We start from the raw sequence: 17352 nt of genomic DNA, 5'->3' as shown, positions 1-17352 counted from the left end.
GGCCGACAAGCATTTGCCGATCCGTTCCAGCTCGAATGGGCGCCGGCCGGATCCTGAATCTTGCCCATCGCGTCACGCCGAGCAGCGATTTCGCGACGGAAAAATTCTTCCTCCAAAGCTAGCTAATAACGGCTCGCTGCCAACGTCAATTGCTATTTGTCCTACAAAACCGATTTTTCGACGGGACTCGAAATTAATCGCCCGACAATTGATTGACGCCCACGGCCGCATTTGCCTAAATGAGTCTATCGCACCTGCTCGGGAGGAGTTGGAGGCGCGAGGCCCCTGCGGCGCCGGCAATTATGGCAAGGCAGTCGAGGGACGAAAACGGGGAGGCTTAAGGCTGGTGTCGGTTCTCGAACTCGCCAACATCTCGAAGCATTTCGGCGCCATCCAGGCGGTGAACGACGTCTCGTTCACGCTCGAGGCCGGCGAGGTCGTCGGCCTGATGGGCGACAACGGCGCCGGCAAGTCGACGCTGGTCAAGATGATCGCCGGCAATTTCCGCCCCAGTCACGGCACGATGCACATGGACGGCAAGGAGCTGATTCTGCACAAGCCGGCCGAGGCCCGCCAGCACGGCATCGAGATCGTCCATCAGGACCTGGCGCTTTGCAACAATCTGACGGCCGCCGCCAATGTCTATCTCGGCCGGGAACTGCGCCGCGGCATCGGCCCCTTCCGCATTCTCGACTACGCCGCGATGTACAAGCGCGCCGGCCAGCTCTTTGCCGAACTGAAATCCGAGACGCGGCCGCGCGACCTCGTCAAGCAGATGTCCGGCGGCCAGCGCCAGGCGGTGGCGATCGCCCGCACCATGCTGTCGCAAGCCAAGATCGTGCTGATGGACGAGCCGACGGCGGCGATCTCGGTCAGGCAGGTCGCGGAGGTACTGAACCTGATCCGCCACTTGCGCGACCAGGGCATCGCCGTCGTGCTGATCAGCCACCGCATGCCCGACGTCTTCGATGTCGCCGACCGCGTCATCGTTATGCGGCGCGGCAGGAAAGTCGCCGACAAGAAGATCGCCTCGAGCTCGCCGGAAGAAGTCACCGGGCTGATCACCGGCGCCATCGAACAGGTTGCGTAATCGCGTGGATCGGGCGTCCAACGCCTCAGGAAAGGTCGATAATGGCAGTCACCCTTGACCAGACGATCGCGCAGAAGCAGCACACATTCTTCTCACGGCTCTTTGCCAACCAGACCTTCTGGGTGGTGATCGCGGTTATCCTCGCCTGCCTGTTCCTGTCCTTCGCGACCGACGCTTTCGCCACGCAGAAGAACCTCTTCAACATCACCCGCAACATCACCTTCGTCGCCATCGTGGCGCTCGGCATGACTTTTGTCATCATCACCGGCGGCATCGACCTGTCGGTCGGCTCGGTGCTGTGCCTGTGCTCGATGGTGCTGGCCGTCACCATGCATGCCGGCTATTCGATCGAAATCGGCATCCTGGCCTCGATCGTCACCGCTTTAGCCATCGGCGCCTTCAACGGGGTGCTCATCGCCTATCTCGGTTTCCCACCCTTCGTGGTGACGCTCGGCATGCTGTCGGTGGCGCGCAGCCTCGCCATGGTCGCCTCCAACAACACCGTCGTCTTCCAGTTCGGGCCGGACCACGACAAGCTTCTGGCGCTGGGCGGCGGCGCCTGGGTGTTCGGCATCGCCAATCCGGTGCTTTACATGATCCTTTTGGCGTTGATCACCGGCTTCATCCTGCGCTGGACCAAGTTCGGCCGGCATATCTTCGCCATCGGCGGCAATGAGCATGCGGCCACGCTGACCGGTGTTCCGGTGCGCCAGATCAAGGTCGCAGTCTACATGATCTCGGCGCTCTCGGCGGGTCTGGCCGGCATCATCCAGACCGGCTGGCTAGGCGCCGTCACCACCAATCTCGGCAACGGTATGGAGCTGCAGGTGATTGCCGCGACCGTCATCGGCGGCGCCGACCTCGCCGGCGGCGTCGGCACCGCGTTCGGCGCCATCGTCGGCGCCGCCCTGATCGAGGTCATCCGCAACAGCCTCGGCCTGCTCGGCATCAATGCCTTTTGGCAAGGCACTTTCATCGGGGGCGCGATCATCCTGGCGGTGCTGTTCGACCGCATCCGTAATTTTAGGCGCAGCGATTAGAGAGCAAACCTTCCCTTCTCCCTTCTTATGGAGAAGGGGAGACCCCGCTCAGTCTGAAAATCCGCCCAGCTGGTCGGTGCGGAGCGGCCGTCATTCCTCCACGCCTTGACGGGGCCAGAGGCGATGAGCTCCGGTCATTGCGATGCACAAAAGTGCCGAGCCCCGACAGTTTCGGTGCCGCCGCGGGCGTGCGCAGGCCGGCCTTCCAAGCCCATTTCAGTCCCGCCCGGTATGGCCTGAGACCTCTGCACCCGCACTGGCCGGCAGGGTCAGGAAACGCATCGCTGCCACCAGCCCGAGCAGGCCGATCGCCAAAAAGGCGATCCTGAAGTCTATTAGGTTGGGCGCCGCGCCGCTGCGCACGATCTGCGACAGGTTGAGGATCGCCGCGGCCACGGCCACGCCAAACAGCATCGCTACCTGCTGCAGCATGCTGGACAAAGTCGCGGCCGAGCTGCGCTGCGGCGCGCCGATATCCGCGAAGGCAAGCGTGTTGAGCGCCGTGAACTGCATCGAGCGCGTCAGACCGGCGACCAGCATCAACGCCACGACAAGTGCCAGCGGCGTCTGCGGCGAAATCACGCCGCACGCCGCGATTGCAACCGAGGCAATCACCCCGTTGACCACCAGCACCCGGCGGAAGCCAAAAAGCCTGAGCGTCGGCGTGGTCACCGCTTTCATCCCGAGGTTGCCGAGGAAGTAGGCCAGGATCAGCAGGCCGGCGTCCACCGGCCGCATGCCGAAGCCGACCTGGAAGAGCAGCGGCAGCAGGAAAGGCGTGGCGTTGATGGCGACGCGGAAGATCGTGCCCGCCGAGAGCGTCGAGATGGCGAAGGTCGGCACTTTGAAGGGGGACAGGTCGAGCAGCGGATGCGTCACCCGCCGCAAGTGCCGCACGGCGAACCAGCCGACCGCGACGCCGGCGGCAACCAGGCCCACTGTCGGCAGCATGCCATCCTCGGGATGCGCAAGCCGTTCCAGCCCATAGAGCATCGCGGCGAGGCCGAGCGCGGTGAGGAAGAATCCCGGCCCGTCGAGCGGCCTGGTCTCGGATTCGCGATCGCCCGGAACGAAGCGCGCGACAAGCAGCAGCCCGGCGAGGCCGAGCGGAACGTTGATGAAGAAGTTCCAGTGCCAGGACAGATAGGTGGTGATGAAGCCGCCGAGCATCGGCCCGATCACCGGCGCGAACAAGGCCGGCCAGGTGATCAGCGCCGTGGCGGCGAGCAATTCGGACTTGGCGGCGTTGCGCAGCACCAGGATGCGGCCGACCGGCGTCATCAAGGCGCTGCCGAGGCCCTGAACGATGCGGGCGGCAACGAATTGCGTCAGGCTCTGTGAGTAGCCGCAGGCGATCGACGCCAGCGTGAACAGCCCGATCGCGACGAGGAAAATGTTGCGCGCGCCAAACCGGTCGGCAAGCCAGGCCGACAACGGCACGAACACCGCCATGGTCAACATGTAAGCGGTGATCCCGATGCTCATCGCCACTGCCGGCACGCCGAAAGACTGCCCCATCTGCGGCAGCGACGTCGAGATGATCGTCGAATCCAGCAACTGCATGAAAAAGGCGACGGCAACGATCAGCGCGACGCGCCGCGCCTGGCGCGCCGCCGTCGGCACGAGCTGGGATACGGCCTCATTGTCGGGGATGCTGGTCATGACGCGCCGGTTGAACAGCATAAGGCTGAACCAGTCCAGAGCTTATCCAACAAACTTTCGTGTCGCCCCGCCGCCTGTTATGGATGAGCGCGGGCCGGACGAGGGAAATGCATGAAGCCGATCTATATCGACTACCTCAATGCTCTCGACATTGAAGCCCTTGCCCTGAGCGATGCCGAGATCATCGGCGCCGTCGAAGCCGGGCTCGTCGCCCAGGGCAAGGGCCAGACGGTGATCGAGCCGCGCGTCCATCTTGAGCCGGATCCGTCCTTCCGCGGTCATTTCAACGTGCTGCGCGGCTATGTGGCGCCGCTCGATGCGGCTGGCGTCAAGATCGTCGGCGACTATGTCGACAACTACCTGCACGCCCTGCCGTCCGAATTCGGCATACTCAACCTGTTCGACCCGCGCACCGGCGCGCCACGCGCCATCCTCGACGCCACCGTCATCACCGATATGCGCACCGGCGCGGTCACCGCCATCGGCGCCAAGCATCTGGCAAAGAAATCATCCAGGGTGCTCGGTCACATCGGCGCGCGCGGCACCGCCTATTGGAACGTGCGACTGCTCGATCACCTGTTCGACTTCGACGAGATCCGCGTCCATTCGCGCCGCCCCGAAAGCCGCGACGCTTTCGCCGCGAAGCTTGCCGCCGACCTCGGCAAGCCGGTTATCGCCGTTGCCGACTGGAAGAGCTGCGTGGAAGGCGCCGACATCGTTGTCGAGGCCTCGCGGCTGCCGGAACCGCAACCCCTGCTCAAGACCGCCTGGATCAAGCGCGGCGCGCTGGTCGTGCCCTACGGCACAATGAGCGCGGTGGAGCTTTCGCTTACCGACATCATGCAAAAGATCGTCGTCGACGACTGGGGTCAGTGCAAGGCCGGCAAGTTCGGCTCGCTACGCGCCCATGTCGAGACGGGACGGCTGAGCGAGGCGACGCTGCATGCCGAGCTCGGCCAGATCGCTGCCGGGCACAAAGCGGGCCGGCAAAGCGACGGCGAGACGATCCTGTTCTGGCATCGGGGTCTGTCGCTCTCCGACATCGCGCTCGGCAAGGCGATGCTGGCCAAAGCCGCGGAACAAGGCATCGGCCAGAGGCTGCGTTTCGCATGACCCCGCTCGTTCTCACCGGCGCCGGCGTCAGCATCGAGGACGTGGCCGCCGTGGCGCGCAGTGCAGGCAAGGTCGAGATCACGCCGGCGGTCATCGAGAAACTCGGCAAGGCCCGCCAGGTCCTCGATGACGCCGCCGCCGGCGGCCAGCAGATCTATGGGCTGAACACCGGGCTGGGCGCCAATCTCGGCACGGCTGTCGAAGGCGATGCCGGTGCCTTCCAGCGCCAGCTTCTCGACGGACGCGGAGCTGCGGTGGGAAACCCATTGCCCGCCCAGCTCGTGCGCGCCGCAATGTTTGCCCGCATCGCCATGCTTTCCGCCGGCGGCTCCGGCCTGTCGCCGCATGTCCTCACCGCGCTTGTCGATCTGCTCAACGCCGGCATCCATCCGGTGATGCCGTCGCTGGGTTCGATCGGCGCCGGCGACCTGGTGCTGATGACCGCGATAGCCCACACGCTGATCGGCGAAGGCGATGCAGACTATCAGGGCAGGCGCATGCCTTCGGCAAAGGCGCTGATGATGGCGCGGCTTGCGCCGGTCAGCCTGGCACCGAAGGATGGTCTGTCGCTGATCAACGCTTCCGCGGTTTCCACCGGCGCCGGCGCGCTGGCGCTCCTCGACGCGCTGTCGGCACTCGAACAGCAGGAGCAGGCCGGCGCGCTCACCATGGAAGCGTTCGGGGCCAACCGCACCATCCTTGACCCGCGCCTGCATCTGGCGCGTCCAGCCGCCTGCCAGCAGGTGGCGGCAAAGGCGTTGCGCGACCTGCTCACCCGCGACGGGACGCCCGCGCCGACCACCCTTCAGGATCCGCTGTCGATCCGCTGCATGCCCTCGATCCACGGCGCGCTCATCCAGGCGATCGACCATGCCCGGCTCGCGGTCGAGATCGAGCTCAACGCGTCCGCCGACAACCCGCTGGTGCTCGCCAACGACTCACTCGTGCTGTCGACCGGCAATTTCCACACCGCCTCGCTGTCGCTGGCCTTCGAGACGCTAGGTCTGGCGATTGCGCAATGCGCGGCGGCGTCGGCCGCGCGCTTCATCCAGCTCACCGGCTCAACTCGCCACGGCTTGCCGAAATATCTGTCGCCAATCGGCGGCGCGTCCGCCGGCTTCGTGCCGCTGCAGAAGACGGTGACGGCGATCCTGGCCGCCATCCGCCACAAGGCCAATCCGGTGATGCTCGACTTCCTGCCCGTGTCCGAGGGCGTCGAGGATCATGCGACGCAGACTCTCCTCGCCGTCGCCAAATGCGCCGAGATGATCGTGCTGTGGCGGCGGCTGATCGCCCTGGAGCTTATGGCCGCCGCACAGGCCGTCGATCTTCGCGAAGGGCTCATTCTTGCACCGGCCACCAGCGCGATCCACGCGGCCGTCCGCGCCCATGTGCCGACGCTTAAGGAAGACCGGCCGCTCGGATCCCATGCCGATGCGCTCCACGCGGTGCTCGCCGACGGGTATTGGCTCCCTGCGGTGCACCAAATACTGCTCGATTAGACGAGATCAGGGCACCGCATCGTTGCGGACCACCAACGACAGATCGAGATCACCACCCGCCCAAGCCAACCCTCAGGCCAACTGGCCGCTCGCCCCGAATCGGATGGCCGGGCTCCGCCGCTTATGGGCCCGCTGGCCGCGCCCCTCGGCACCCTCTTGGGTTGCACGATGAGTTCGGATATGAAGAGCCAAGGGCATATAAGGGGTGGCTCAATTGCATCGTTCCTGCTTCGTCTTGGCGGCAGACGCAAAAAATTTCCCATACGCCGTTCTGGGCGCGCGGCGCATACTGGACGTATCTGCGCCTATCGACGGTTTCATCCTTCATATCGGCGCCGGAACTGAGGATTTGCCGGTCGCGGACCGATTGCTCGGCGCTGCCGTCAAGATCGTCGACGTGTCCGATCTCATGAAGGAATTCGATTTCGATCCCGGTCACCTCAGCGTAGCAACCTACATTCGCCTGCTTGCCGACAAGCTGGCGGTATTCGAGCCCTACGACAGGCTCGTCTATGTGGACACCGATGTTATCTTCAACCGGTCGATCACCGACTTGGCCGATGTTGAACTGAATGCCCCACTCTTGGCGGCCCATGACGAACAGACCTATTTCGATCCGAGCTGCCGTGTGTCTCTTGAGATGGAGCCCGGCTCATCGCATTTCAACGCCGGCATACTGGTGCTGAACATGCCAATGATCCGCGCCGAGGGGCTCTTGGAGCGGGCGCGCGAACTGGCGCTGCGGCGCGTACCGAAGCTCGATCAGGGAGCGCTCAACATAGCGTTTGCCGGACGCTGGCAAACGATGCATCCGCTCTGGAATCTGCAGACCAACTATTCCAGCCAGATACCCTTCAGTAGAGCCTTCGCGCGTCATTTCACCTTCGGAAAGCCGTGGTGGCCAAGCCCTGAAGGAGTGGAACTCGCCGCGATGGCGATCTATCGCAACCTGGCGAAAGATACGCCCTGGCTCGATCGGTTCAAGCGTCCGCTCTGGACGAGAGGTCTGCGCAAGCGATTGCTCCGCAAATTCGACGGCCTCTCCGGGATTATTCTCAATAAGGAAAAATACAGACGCCGTTTCCGCTTCAACGCCGAACGGTGCACCGCCATCTTTGCCGCGCAGGCCGACCAGGGGATGATGGCCGCAACCTATCCGGAGGTCCTGATGGGCGTGGTCAAGGCACGGAAATAGGCGCCGATCTCTCGACGAAAGCTTACCGGCTCGGGCCGCGAGGCCGGCCCAATACCTGCCGCACTTGGCGGCGAACCAGGCAGACCCATCGCAGTGCCCGTTCAGACTCTTGCGTCCACTTTCTTCATGAAACGCCTGAGCTCGTCTGGATCCATATGCACGATGTGCCGGTCTTCCGGATAGGCGCCGCTGTTGACGTCGCCGACATTTTCCGAGAACGCCGCGATGCGCTCCGCTTGCCTTCAGCCGATATCGATCATCACCTTGCCGGCCTCGACCTTGACTGGATAGGTTTTGAGGTTGACGCAGACCGGCGCGCCCTTGGCCTGGCCGGTCTTATAGTTGAAGCGGCCATTATGCTTCGGGCATTCGATGATGTCGTCCATCACCAGCCCGTCGGCCAGATGCGCCTTTTCATGCGTGCAGAAACCGTCGGTGGCGAAGAACTCGTCGTCAGGCGAGCGGTAGATCGCGAAGGTGCGGCCGCCATGGTCGAAGCGGATCACGTCCTCCTCATCCACGTCGTCGACCGCGCACGCTTCGACCCACTCCGCCATCTTGTGTTCTCCTGATTGGGTTCGCGCAACTGCCGCGCGCACCGACCTTATTCGGCAGCCGCAGCCGTTACGTCGAGATCGTGGAATTCGCCGCGGTAGGGCTTGGCCGTCGGCGGCAATTCGCGCTTGAGGAAGTAGTCCTCGTGTTTCAGCTGCCTGAGCAGCACCGGCCAGACCTCGCGATAGGCATGCCACATCGACGGGTTCGGCTCCGGCAAATCGTGCTTGACCAGCTCATGCAGCCTGGGCAGCGCGTGGTAGGGCACCATCGGGAACATGTGGTGCTCCACATGGTAGTTCATGTTCCAGTAGATGAACCGGCTGATCGGGTTCATATGGACCGTGCGCGTGTTGAGCCGATGGTCGGTGACGTTGTCGGCCAGCCCGATATGCTGCAGCAGGCCGGTCGTTACCATGTGCCAGGTGCCGTAGAGCCGCGGCAGGCCGATCAGCACCAGCGGTATCCATGACCTAAGCGCGATCGCGACAGCGATCGTCGCGACGTATACCGCGATGTGCCAGCGCGCCGCGATCACCGCCTTGTGCTGCTCCATCTCCGGAATGTAGCTCTTCTCGTCGTCCGACAGCTTGCCGAAGGCCTGGCGCACCAGCGTGGGCAGCGAATAGCGGAAGTCGAGAATGCCCGTGAAGGCGAGCGCAGCCTTGATGAGGTCCGGGGGCCGCATAACGGCGATCTCGGCATCGCGGCCGACAATGATCGTGTCGGTGTGGTGACGGGCATGGCTCCAGCGCCACTGCACCGGGTTTCGCATCAGCATGAACGAGGCGATGTGATAAACGACATCGTTCATCCAGCGCGTGCGAAACGCGGTGCCGTGCCCGCATTCGTGCCAGCGCGAGTCGCTCGACGAGCCATAGAGCACGCCATAGACGAACATGAATGGCACGACCCACCACGTGCCCCAGAACCAGATAATGCCGGCGGCTGAGCCCAGGATCGCCGAGATCCAGATGACGCTATCGCGGATCGCCGGCCCGTCGCAACGCTGCATCAGCTCCTTCATCACCTTGCGCGGCACGTCGGTGTGGTACCACTCGGCCGATGCAAGTCCGGTCTCTATCGCAAGCCGCGTGCTCTCGCCGACAAGGCTGTAGTCGCGCTTCGTCCCGGTGGTCGTCATCGTCATTAAAGCCCGTTGGCGCGGAATTTCCCGTCGAGGAATTTCTTGGCGCGCGGCACGTCCTCCTCGTCGAGATGCTCGATGATCACCGGGATGTTCGGGTGCTTTTCGCTGAGACGCTTGAGATAGAGATCGTAATTCAGCGCGCCGAGCCCCGGCGCCGGCAGTTCGATCTCGCCGACGCCGCGGAAGGTCAGCCCCTCATGCGCCTCCGCGTCCCCGATATCGGCATGCTTCTCCGTCTTGTCGCCGCCCGAACGCTTCACGTCCTTGGCATGCGCGATTTTGATCTTGTCCGTCAGCGTGTCGAACACCTGGTTCAGCACCTGATCCATGCGGTCGATGTTGTGCGCCTCGAAATAGTTCGTCGGGTCCATCAACAGGCCGAGGCCGGGATGGTCGACCTGAGCGAACATCCTGACCGTCTCCTCGACCGAGCCGACAACGTTGTTGACGTAGGTTTCAAGCAGGAACACCGCGCCGTGGTCGTAGGCGGTCTGGGCAAGATCCGAGATCACCTTGCGGCACTCCTCAAAACCCTCCTCGGTCTTGTTCTTCGGATGATGCACCCAGTCGGATTCGGTGTTGTAGGTGCCGGTTTCCGAGATCACGTAAGGCGAGCCGAAATCGCGTGCGTTCCGGATGACCTCCTTCAGGAAGGCAAGCCGCCGCTCGCGCTCGGCCCTGTCCGGGTGGATGATGTTCGTGTAGCCGGACACGCAGCAAACCGGCAGATTGTGGTCGCGGAACGTATCGCGCACCCGCCTCGCCTTGTCCCTGGTGATCTGTCCGGCCGAGAGGTCGATATCCTTGAAATGCAGGTCGAGCTGCACGGTGTTGAAATCGAGCGCCCGGATGCGCCTGGCGACCTCCTCGAGCTCATACGGAAAATAGCCTGTGAAGATACCTGCCTGCATCATGAGGTGAAGTCCTCCCGATAAGCGATTCAATTGCCCTGTTTCTTAGTCGCCCGGTCGACAGGGATTTCGGACAGCCTGATGGTGCGACCCTCCGCCATCGACCGGTAACCGGCCTCCACCAGCGCCATGGTGTTGACGTTGTCGGCAACGGAAAGCGCCGGCGGCGTGCCGGTCTTGAGCGCATATTGCAGCTGCTCCATGACGCCGATGAAGGCATGCGGAAACCACATCGTCTCCCAGCTCGGGCTGACCCATTTGCCGCCGGTCGTCTCTGTCGAGGCGTAGGTCAGCGTCGAGGCGACGCCCTTCGGCCAACCGATCGTACCCTTGGCGACACCCTTGGTGCCATCGACGCGCCAGTCGATGTGCTGGTCGTCGGAATAGCCTTCCTGACGCGGGCCGGACCAGACGTCCTCCAGCGACACCGCGAGCACGCCGGAGGGAAAGCGCAGCGTCGAAACGGTGATGCCGTCGGAATGTTCGAACTTGGTGCGCGGATCTTTGCGCGTCAGCGTCGTGATTTCGTCAGGGTCGCCGAACAGGAAGCGCAGCACGTCGAGGTGGTGCACACTCATATTGGCGAGCGTCAGCCGGTCATATCCGGCGAGGAAGGTCTGCCAGTGCGGGATGGCATGCATGTCGATCTCGGCGAAGACGATCTCGCCCAGCGCGCCGCTATCGATGATCTGCTTCAAGACGCGCATCGACTGGTCGTAGCGCATGTTCTGGTTGACCGAGAGGATCTTGCCGGAGGCCGCCGCCTCGTCGCGCAGCTCCACCGCATCCTCGACCGAGAGCGCCAGCGGCTTCTGCGCCAGGATCGCCTTGATATGCGGCTGCTTCAGTGCATGGCGGATCAGCGCGGGCTGCTGGTCCGGCGGGAAGGCAAGGTCGACGATCTCGACGCGGCTGTCTTCGATCAGCCGCTCCGGCGTATCGCAGACGGTCGGAATGCCCCAGCGGCCGGCGACCTTTTCGGCATTCGTCCTGGTTCGTGAGGCGATCGCCACCACCGGAAAGCCGGCTTGCGCGTAGGCGGCGAGATGGCACTCGGCCATGATCATGCCGGCGCCGATGCAGCCGATCCGATACTCCTTGACCCGGACTTTCACGTCCGGTTCGAAATCCATGCTCGCCATCCATTCCTCCCGTCGAGGACTGGATTTAACGCCAGGATCAGGCGGTCAGCCAAGGGCCGCGCCATCATTTCCCATCAGGGACCGGGGATCCGGCTTACGCGGCGATCAGCACCGTGCTCTCCGGCGACCAGCTGAGCATCACTTCTTGGCCTTCGGCCAGCCGCTCGGCGCCGGTGTTCTGGACAATGACCTTCAGCGTCTGTCCATCGCGGTCGACGAAATAGATGCTGTTGTTGCCGGCGAAGATGCGTTTTGAAACCTGGCCCCTGACCGTGTTGGCATATCCCGCCTCGGACGTTGCAGAGCCGGTTGAAATCTGGATGCGCTCGGGCCGCACGGCGCAGCTCGCCTTGGCGCCGGCCGAGAGAGACGCACCCGACGCAGCGGCGATTGCTGTACCGTCGGGCAGCCTGATGCCGTTGCCGGTCGCATCGCCGCGAAAGATGTTGGCGTCGCCGAGGAAGGTCGCGGCGAACTCGCTTTGCGGCCTGTCGTAGATCTCCTCGGGCGGCCCCTCCTGCACCAGTCGGCCGTCGCGCAATATGCCGATGTGGTCGCTCATCGTCAGCGCCTCTTCCTGGTCGTGGGTGACGAAGATGGTGGTGATGCCGATCTCGCGCTGGATGCGCTTCAGCTCGATCTGCATGTCGACGCGCAGCGCCTTGTCAAGCGCGCCGAGCGGCTCGTCGAGCAAAAGCACGCGCGGCTTGGTGACGATGGCGCGCGCCAGCGCCACACGCTGCCGCTGGCCGCCCGAGAGCTGGTGCGGCCGGCGGCCGCCGAGCTTGCCGAGCTGCACAAGATCCAGCGCCCGCTGCACTTCCGTTGCGATGGTCGCCTTCGGCTCGCCGCGCACCGAAAGGCCGAAAGCGACATTGTCGGCGACGCTCATATTGGGAAACAGCGCATAGTTCTGGAACACCATGCCGATGCGGCGCTTTTCTACCGGCACGCGCTCGACGCTTTCGCCGCCGATGGCGATGCGTCCGGTATCCGGAAAGTCGAAGCCGGCGATCTGCCTGAGCAGCGTGGTCTTGCCGCTGCCCGAAGGCCCGAGCAGCGCATAGAAGCCACCGTCGGGAAAGTCGATCGAGACATGGTCCAGCGCCTTGTGCGCGCCGAAACTGCGGGAGACGTTCGATACCTGGACGCCGGCCATTATTTCTCTCCGCCGAATTTGAAGAAGCGCGCCGTCAGCAGCATGAGCGCCATCGACACCACGATGATGATGGTCGACACCGCGTTGATCTCGGGCGTGAATCCCTTGCGGATCGCGGCGTAGATTTCGACCGGCAGCGTCGTCTGGCCTGGCGTCGACAGGAAATACGAGACCACGAACTGGTCGAAGGAGACAGCGAATGCGAACAGCCCGCCGGCGATCACGCCAGGCATGATCCAGGGCAAAGTTACGCGCACGGTAACCTGCCACTGATTGGCGCCGAGCGAACGCGCCGCTTCTTCCAGCTCCGGCGCGAAGGTTTGCAGGCGGGCGGACACGACCACGATGACGTAGGGCAGCGCCAGCGCGACATGGCCGAGCAGGATGGCGATGAGCCCGCGACCGATGCCGATGCCGAAGAAGAAGATCAGCATCGCGGTGCCGGTGATCAGCCACGGAATGGCGATCGGCGGGAAGAGCAGCGCCTGCAGGAATTTCTTGCCGCGGAACTCGTAGCGGTAGAGCGCCAGCGAGGCGGCTGACCCGAGCACCGTCGAGATGACGGTGGTGATGATCGCGATCTCGATGCTGTTCCAGGTCGCCGCGATCAGCTGGTCGTTTTGCCAGAGCGAAGCATACCAGTCCGTCGTCCACTCGAACGGCAGCTGGTAAAAAGGCGAGGCGTTGAACGACATCAGCGCCATGATGATGATCGGCACATAAAGGAAGCCGAGCAACAGGAAGATGTAAAAGCGCCCGACCCACTCCAGAATGCGCGTCGTCGCCATCAGCCGGCCCTCCGCAAGACCGGTGCCGCGAGCGCCAGGATGACCAGCACTACGGCAAGCAGGATGAAGGAGAGCGCCGCGCCCAGCGGCCAGTTGAAGACGGCAACAAACTGGTCCTCTATGACGGTGCCGTAGAAAGTGCCGGTGCGGCCGCCGAGGATGCGCGGCTCCATGAAAGAACCCACGACCGGCACGAAGATCAGCGCCGCACCCGCGATCAGGCCGGGCATCGACAGCGGGATGATCACCCGCTTGAGCACCTGCAGCCGCGAAGCCCCGAGCGAGCGGCCCGCCTCGATCAGCGAGTCGTCGATCGCCTGCAGCGTGAGGTAACAGGTCAGCACCATATAGGGCACGTAGGAGTGCACCAGACCGATGATGACCGCCGGGTAGGAATACATGAGATCGATATTGATCTTGAACGGCAAGACGGCATTGAGCGTGGTGTCGAGAATGCCGCCCTCACGCAGCACCATGGCCCAGGAGAAGATTCGCACCAGCCCGTTCGACCAGAAAGGCAGGATGACCAGCAGAAAGATCGCCTCGCGGCTGCGGCCTTTAAGAACCTTCGCCAGCACGTAAGCCGCCGGATATCCGATGACGACGCACCAAAGCGTGACCTCGAGGCCGAGCCGCAGCGAAGCCAGAAGAAGTGTCAGATAAAGGCTTTGCGAGAAGAAGGCGGCGTAGTTGCCAAGCGTGAACCACCACTCTTTCCCGGCCAGCGGCAGATCGGTCATGAAGGAGAAGAACACCATGGCCGACAGCGGCAGAAAGATCGCCACCGTCAACCACAGATAAGCGGGAAGCAGAAGCGGCAGGGCTGGCCGCAGTCCGCGGCGCGAACCGGTCGCGAGCTGCTCTGCCATGATGCCTCTCCTCCCCGTAAGACGCCAACTATTTCACGTTGACCTTCAGCTCCTGCCAAAGTGCCAGGTATTTCTCGCGCTGCTCATCCGTGACCGGCGCCTGGAACTGGATACGTTTGGCGACCTCTGGGCTGCCCATGACCTTTCGGTTGAATGCGTCCTCGGGCAGCGCCTCGACCGCCTTGGTGTTGGCCGAAACCGGCGCGCCGACCTTGGTGACCCATTCGACATAGAATTTCGGGTCGATCATGTAGTTTATGAAGGCCTCGGCGCCGGCGACATTCTTGGAACCGGCCGGGATGGAGAAGGCGTCCAGCCAGGCGACGGCGCCTTCCTGCGGGATGACCAGCGAGACCGGCAGCTTGAAATGCGTCTTGGCGCGGTCGGCGGAGCCGCTCCAGTAGGTGCCGATATCGATCTGGTTGGAGGCAACCATCTGGTTCCAGTCGTTCTCCGAACTCCAGAAGGTCTTGATCTGCGGCATCAGCGAGGTGAGCTTCGCCTTGACCGCGCCCATATCCTTGATGTCGTTGATGTTCTGCCCCGATGCGATGGCGCCGAACTGCACAGCCTCGACGGCGTCGTCGCGGATGATGACGCGGCCCTTATGGGCCGGATCCCACATCTCGGCGATGCTCGTCGGCGGCTTGTCGAACGACTTCTCGTTGATGGCTAGAGCGGTCAGGCCCCATACCCACGGCACGCCATAGACCTTGCCGTCATGGTTCAGCATCGGCGAGCCGGCCTTGTCCTTGGCGATATCGGCATAGTTGGAGAGCTTCGACGTATCGATCGGCTGGATCAGCTTGCCGGCCATCGCCTGATCGTTGAAGGCGGCATTGATCATGACGACGTCGTAGAGGCCGGGATTGGTCCTCAGCTTGGTCAGCATCTCCTGTTCGGAGTTGAAGAAATCATTGACGACCTTGTAGCCGGTCGCCTTCTCGAAGTTGGCGACCGCCCATGGCTCGTCGGCGCCGTAGCCCTTCCAGTTGAGCACATGCACTTCTTCGGCGGCCTGGGCGGCAAACGTGAATGCTGAGACGAAGACGGCGGTCGCCGTCAGAAAAGCGGTGAGTCTGGGCATGCGCATGTTTTTTCCTCTCATTGTTGGCCCGGTTGATGGGCTTGTTAAGTTACAGTCGCGTCCTCCCGGCCATGCGCTATCGTTCCTTGATCGCGATGACTTAGGAATTCCTGGATCTCACTGTCGGTCGGCGCGGACGAGCCGCCATGACGGGTGACGGAAACGGCCGCCGCGGCGTTCGCGTAGCGCGCCGCTTCGCAGGGCGACAGGCCGCGCGACAATGCGCTGACGAAGGCGCCGATATGCGTATCGCCGGCACCATTGGTGTCGACGGCGCTGACCGCGAAGCCGGGGATCGCGTGCGTGCCGCCTTCTGCCAGCCGCACAAGGCAGCCATGCGCGCCGGCGCGGATCACGACGCCCGCGGCTTTCGGGCAGTGTTCGGCCAGAAGCCGGATCGCGACGGTCTGCGCGTCGCCACGGCCGGCTATTGCGGCGGCTTCGTCGGCGTTGCAGCTCAGCCAGTCGGTGCGGGCAAGCACCCTTTCCAGGATCGGGCGCGGAATCTCCGCGATCACAGGCGTCGGATCGAAGACCACGGGAACTTCCTCCGGCAGCGCCTCGATCCAGTCGACGAGCGCTTCGCGGCTGCCAGGGTAGCTCAACGTATAGCCGGAGGTGAAAACCCAATCGCCCGGAATGACTTGGACGGGCGCCATCATGTCCGGTGTCAGCACGCTCTCTGCGCCCGGCCATGAGACGAAGGTACGTTCCGCATCGCTGCTGATCATGGCGACGCAATTGCCGCTGTCCATCAAGGCTGACGGCGGCGTCAGCGTCTCGATGCCTTCAGCGGCGAAAGCCGCGCGCAGGAAGTCGCCGTCTGCCCCGATGCCAAGCTGTCCGCCGAACACCACCTTCATGCCGGTGCGGCTTGCCGCGACCATCATGTTGAAGCCGCCGCCGGCGACGCGCGAATAGCTCGTCGCGGTCTTTTCGCTGCCCGCCGCCGGAAGAGCGTCGATGCGATAGACATAGTCGACCACCGCGCTGCCGACATGAACGAGGCGCCCGCTCATGCGGCGTCCTCCTTGCCGCCACGGGCCTTCGGCATGCGCGCCGCAACAAGATCATTGGCCAACGCCTTGACCTCCGCGAGATCGATGCCCTTCAGTCCCGCGATTTGATCTTGCGGCAGGCCCGACAGGCCCGAACAGGCGCCCGCCATGCCGGCGGCGATGGCGCCTATAGTATCGGTGTCGCCACCGAGATTGGCGCTGATCACTGCCGCTCGCCACGCATCCCCGTTGGCAACCTCCAGCACGGCGAATGCTGCAGGAATCGACTCCTGGCTGGCGACCCCCGTGCCGATCAGGTCAACGATCAACCGGATCGCCTCTTTGTCGCCCTTCCCGCGCACAAGTTCCTTCGCCCAGAGGACGCGTTCGGCGATGTCGCCGCCGGTGACCCAGTGACCGAGCGCGGCACCAAGCTTTGCCGCCGCGACGGCATGGCCGGAAGCAGCGCGCCAGTCGGCGCCCGAAACACCGAGACTGACCGCGGCAGCAACCGCGGCAGCGGAGGCAATCGCAATCGACGTATTGTGCGTAGCCCGGCAGGTTTCCGCGACTTTCGCAACCAGGGCATCGAGCGGCTCCGGGCGGATCATAATGCCGACCGGCGCAATCCGCATCGCGGCGCCGTTGGTGTCGCCGCCTCGCCCCGCTTCTTCCGCCGGCACGCCGTTATTGATGGCGTCGATGGCCCGCTTGGTCGACGGTCCAAGCAGGTCGTAACTGCCACGCGCCTTGACGTCGCGCTCCCAGTCGAGCAGCGCGTTGACCCATCGCGCATGGTCGAAGCGATTGCCGGAGCTGACCAGGATGCGGCCGAGCAGCAGGGCCTGCTCGGTGTCGTCGGTGATGGCACCTGCCGGCAGCCCCTTCGACACCGGATGGTCGACGGCGGGCGCGACGAAACCCTCGACATGGCCATAGAGCTCGGCGATGCGGGCGGGCGACAGAAGCTGTGTCGGCATGCCCATCGCATCGCCAAGCGCGCCGCCGATCAGCGCGCCCATCGCCCGGTCGATCGCGTCGGCCGCCATGCTCAGAACTCCAGATGCAGCGCGAAATGCGCCGGGTTGAGC

Annotated in this window: 16 protein-coding genes and 1 pseudogene; 5 read left to right on the top strand and 12 right to left on the bottom strand. The window is 63.8% G+C overall.

Features of this window, described 5'->3' with window-relative positions:
- Positions 1-346 precede the first annotated feature (346 nt).
- Together EOA32_RS04835 and EOA32_RS04830 are read left to right on the top strand one after the other, a co-directional pair.
- A complete protein-coding gene (locus EOA32_RS04835) occupies positions 347-1090 on the top strand; it encodes an ATP-binding cassette domain-containing protein (protein ID WP_066992363.1) in 744 nt (247 codons plus the stop codon).
- A gap of 41 nt (positions 1091-1131) precedes the next feature.
- Positions 1132-2130 carry an ABC transporter permease gene (locus tag EOA32_RS04830; protein WP_066992267.1) on the top strand — a complete coding sequence of 333 codons (999 nt, stop codon included), beginning with the start codon at positions 1132-1134 and terminating at the stop codon, positions 2128-2130.
- Positions 2131-2346: 216 nt separating this feature from the next.
- Here EOA32_RS04830 and EOA32_RS04825 read toward each other — a convergent pair whose 3' ends face one another.
- Positions 2347-3792 (bottom strand): MFS transporter, encoded by a 1446-nt coding sequence (locus EOA32_RS04825; protein WP_128371029.1) that lies wholly within the window; start codon positions 3790-3792, stop codon positions 2347-2349.
- 111 nt (positions 3793-3903) lie between these two features.
- Between EOA32_RS04825 and EOA32_RS04820 the strand changes: the two genes are divergently transcribed.
- The 3 genes from EOA32_RS04820 to EOA32_RS04810 all read left to right on the top strand — a co-directional run bounded on the left by EOA32_RS04820 (position 3904) and on the right by EOA32_RS04810 (position 7602).
- Positions 3904-4905 (top strand): ornithine cyclodeaminase family protein, encoded by a 1002-nt coding sequence (locus tag EOA32_RS04820; RefSeq protein ID WP_128371023.1) that lies wholly within the window; start codon positions 3904-3906, stop codon positions 4903-4905.
- Positions 4902-6407: a histidine ammonia-lyase gene (gene hutH / locus EOA32_RS04815; RefSeq protein ID WP_128371022.1), complete on the top strand. Its 1506-nt coding sequence runs from the start codon at positions 4902-4904 to the stop codon at positions 6405-6407. The genes EOA32_RS04820 and hutH overlap by 4 nt, the downstream gene beginning before the upstream one ends.
- A gap of 349 nt (positions 6408-6756) precedes the next feature.
- Positions 6757-7602 carry a glycosyltransferase gene (locus EOA32_RS04810; protein ID WP_128371021.1) on the top strand — a complete coding sequence of 282 codons (846 nt, stop codon included), beginning with the start codon at positions 6757-6759 and terminating at the stop codon, positions 7600-7602.
- A 101-nt stretch (positions 7603-7703) separates the two neighbouring features.
- Here the strand turns inward: EOA32_RS04810 and EOA32_RS40760 are convergent.
- The 11 genes and pseudogenes from EOA32_RS40760 to EOA32_RS04755 form a co-directional block, all read right to left on the bottom strand.
- A pseudogene (locus EOA32_RS40760) lies at positions 7704-7841 on the bottom strand (3-methyl-2-oxobutanoate hydroxymethyltransferase); the annotation flags it as partial.
- 3 nt (positions 7842-7844) lie between these two features.
- The gene (locus tag EOA32_RS04800; protein ID WP_128371020.1) at positions 7845-8159 is read right to left on the bottom strand and encodes a MocE family 2Fe-2S type ferredoxin; all 315 of its coding nucleotides are present in this window, start codon (positions 8157-8159) and stop codon (positions 7845-7847) included.
- 47 nt (positions 8160-8206) lie between these two features.
- Positions 8207-9301, bottom strand: a complete 1095-nt coding sequence (locus tag EOA32_RS04795; protein ID WP_189406915.1) for a fatty acid desaturase family protein — start codon at positions 9299-9301, stop codon at positions 8207-8209.
- Positions 9302-9306: 5 nt separating this feature from the next.
- Complete coding sequence (locus EOA32_RS04790; RefSeq protein ID WP_128371018.1) at positions 9307-10221, bottom strand: sugar phosphate isomerase/epimerase; 915 nt, start codon at positions 10219-10221, stop codon at positions 9307-9309.
- A 26-nt stretch (positions 10222-10247) separates the two neighbouring features.
- Positions 10248-11360, bottom strand: a complete 1113-nt coding sequence (locus tag EOA32_RS04785; protein ID WP_128371017.1) for a Gfo/Idh/MocA family oxidoreductase — start codon at positions 11358-11360, stop codon at positions 10248-10250.
- A gap of 94 nt (positions 11361-11454) precedes the next feature.
- Positions 11455-12519 carry an ABC transporter ATP-binding protein gene (locus tag EOA32_RS04780; protein WP_128371016.1) on the bottom strand — a complete coding sequence of 355 codons (1065 nt, stop codon included), beginning with the start codon at positions 12517-12519 and terminating at the stop codon, positions 11455-11457.
- Positions 12519-13307, bottom strand: coding sequence for an ABC transporter permease (locus EOA32_RS04775; RefSeq protein WP_095824973.1), 789 nt, complete (start codon positions 13305-13307; stop codon positions 12519-12521). Before EOA32_RS04775 ends, EOA32_RS04780 begins: the two co-directional genes overlap by 1 nt.
- Positions 13307-14176 carry an ABC transporter permease gene (locus EOA32_RS04770; RefSeq protein WP_095824974.1) on the bottom strand — a complete coding sequence of 290 codons (870 nt, stop codon included), beginning with the start codon at positions 14174-14176 and terminating at the stop codon, positions 13307-13309. The genes EOA32_RS04775 and EOA32_RS04770 overlap by 1 nt, the downstream gene beginning before the upstream one ends.
- A 28-nt stretch (positions 14177-14204) precedes the next feature.
- Complete coding sequence (locus EOA32_RS04765) at positions 14205-15269, bottom strand: ABC transporter substrate-binding protein (protein WP_066992230.1); 1065 nt, start codon at positions 15267-15269, stop codon at positions 14205-14207.
- 38 nt (positions 15270-15307) lie between these two features.
- Complete coding sequence (locus EOA32_RS04760; protein ID WP_128371015.1) at positions 15308-16282, bottom strand: PfkB family carbohydrate kinase; 975 nt, start codon at positions 16280-16282, stop codon at positions 15308-15310.
- A complete protein-coding gene (locus EOA32_RS04755) occupies positions 16279-17310 on the bottom strand; it encodes an ADP-ribosylglycohydrolase family protein (protein ID WP_128371014.1) in 1032 nt (343 codons plus the stop codon). Before EOA32_RS04755 ends, EOA32_RS04760 begins: the two co-directional genes overlap by 4 nt.
- Between the last annotated feature and the right edge of the window lie 42 nt (positions 17311-17352).

Origin of the sequence: Mesorhizobium sp. M1A.F.Ca.ET.072.01.1.1 (genome assembly GCF_004023325.1) — a bacterium.
Lineage (GTDB): Bacteria > Pseudomonadota > Alphaproteobacteria > Rhizobiales > Rhizobiaceae > Mesorhizobium.
The sequence above is the reverse complement of the archived record's forward strand: the minus strand, read 5'-3'. Positions and strand labels throughout refer to the sequence as shown.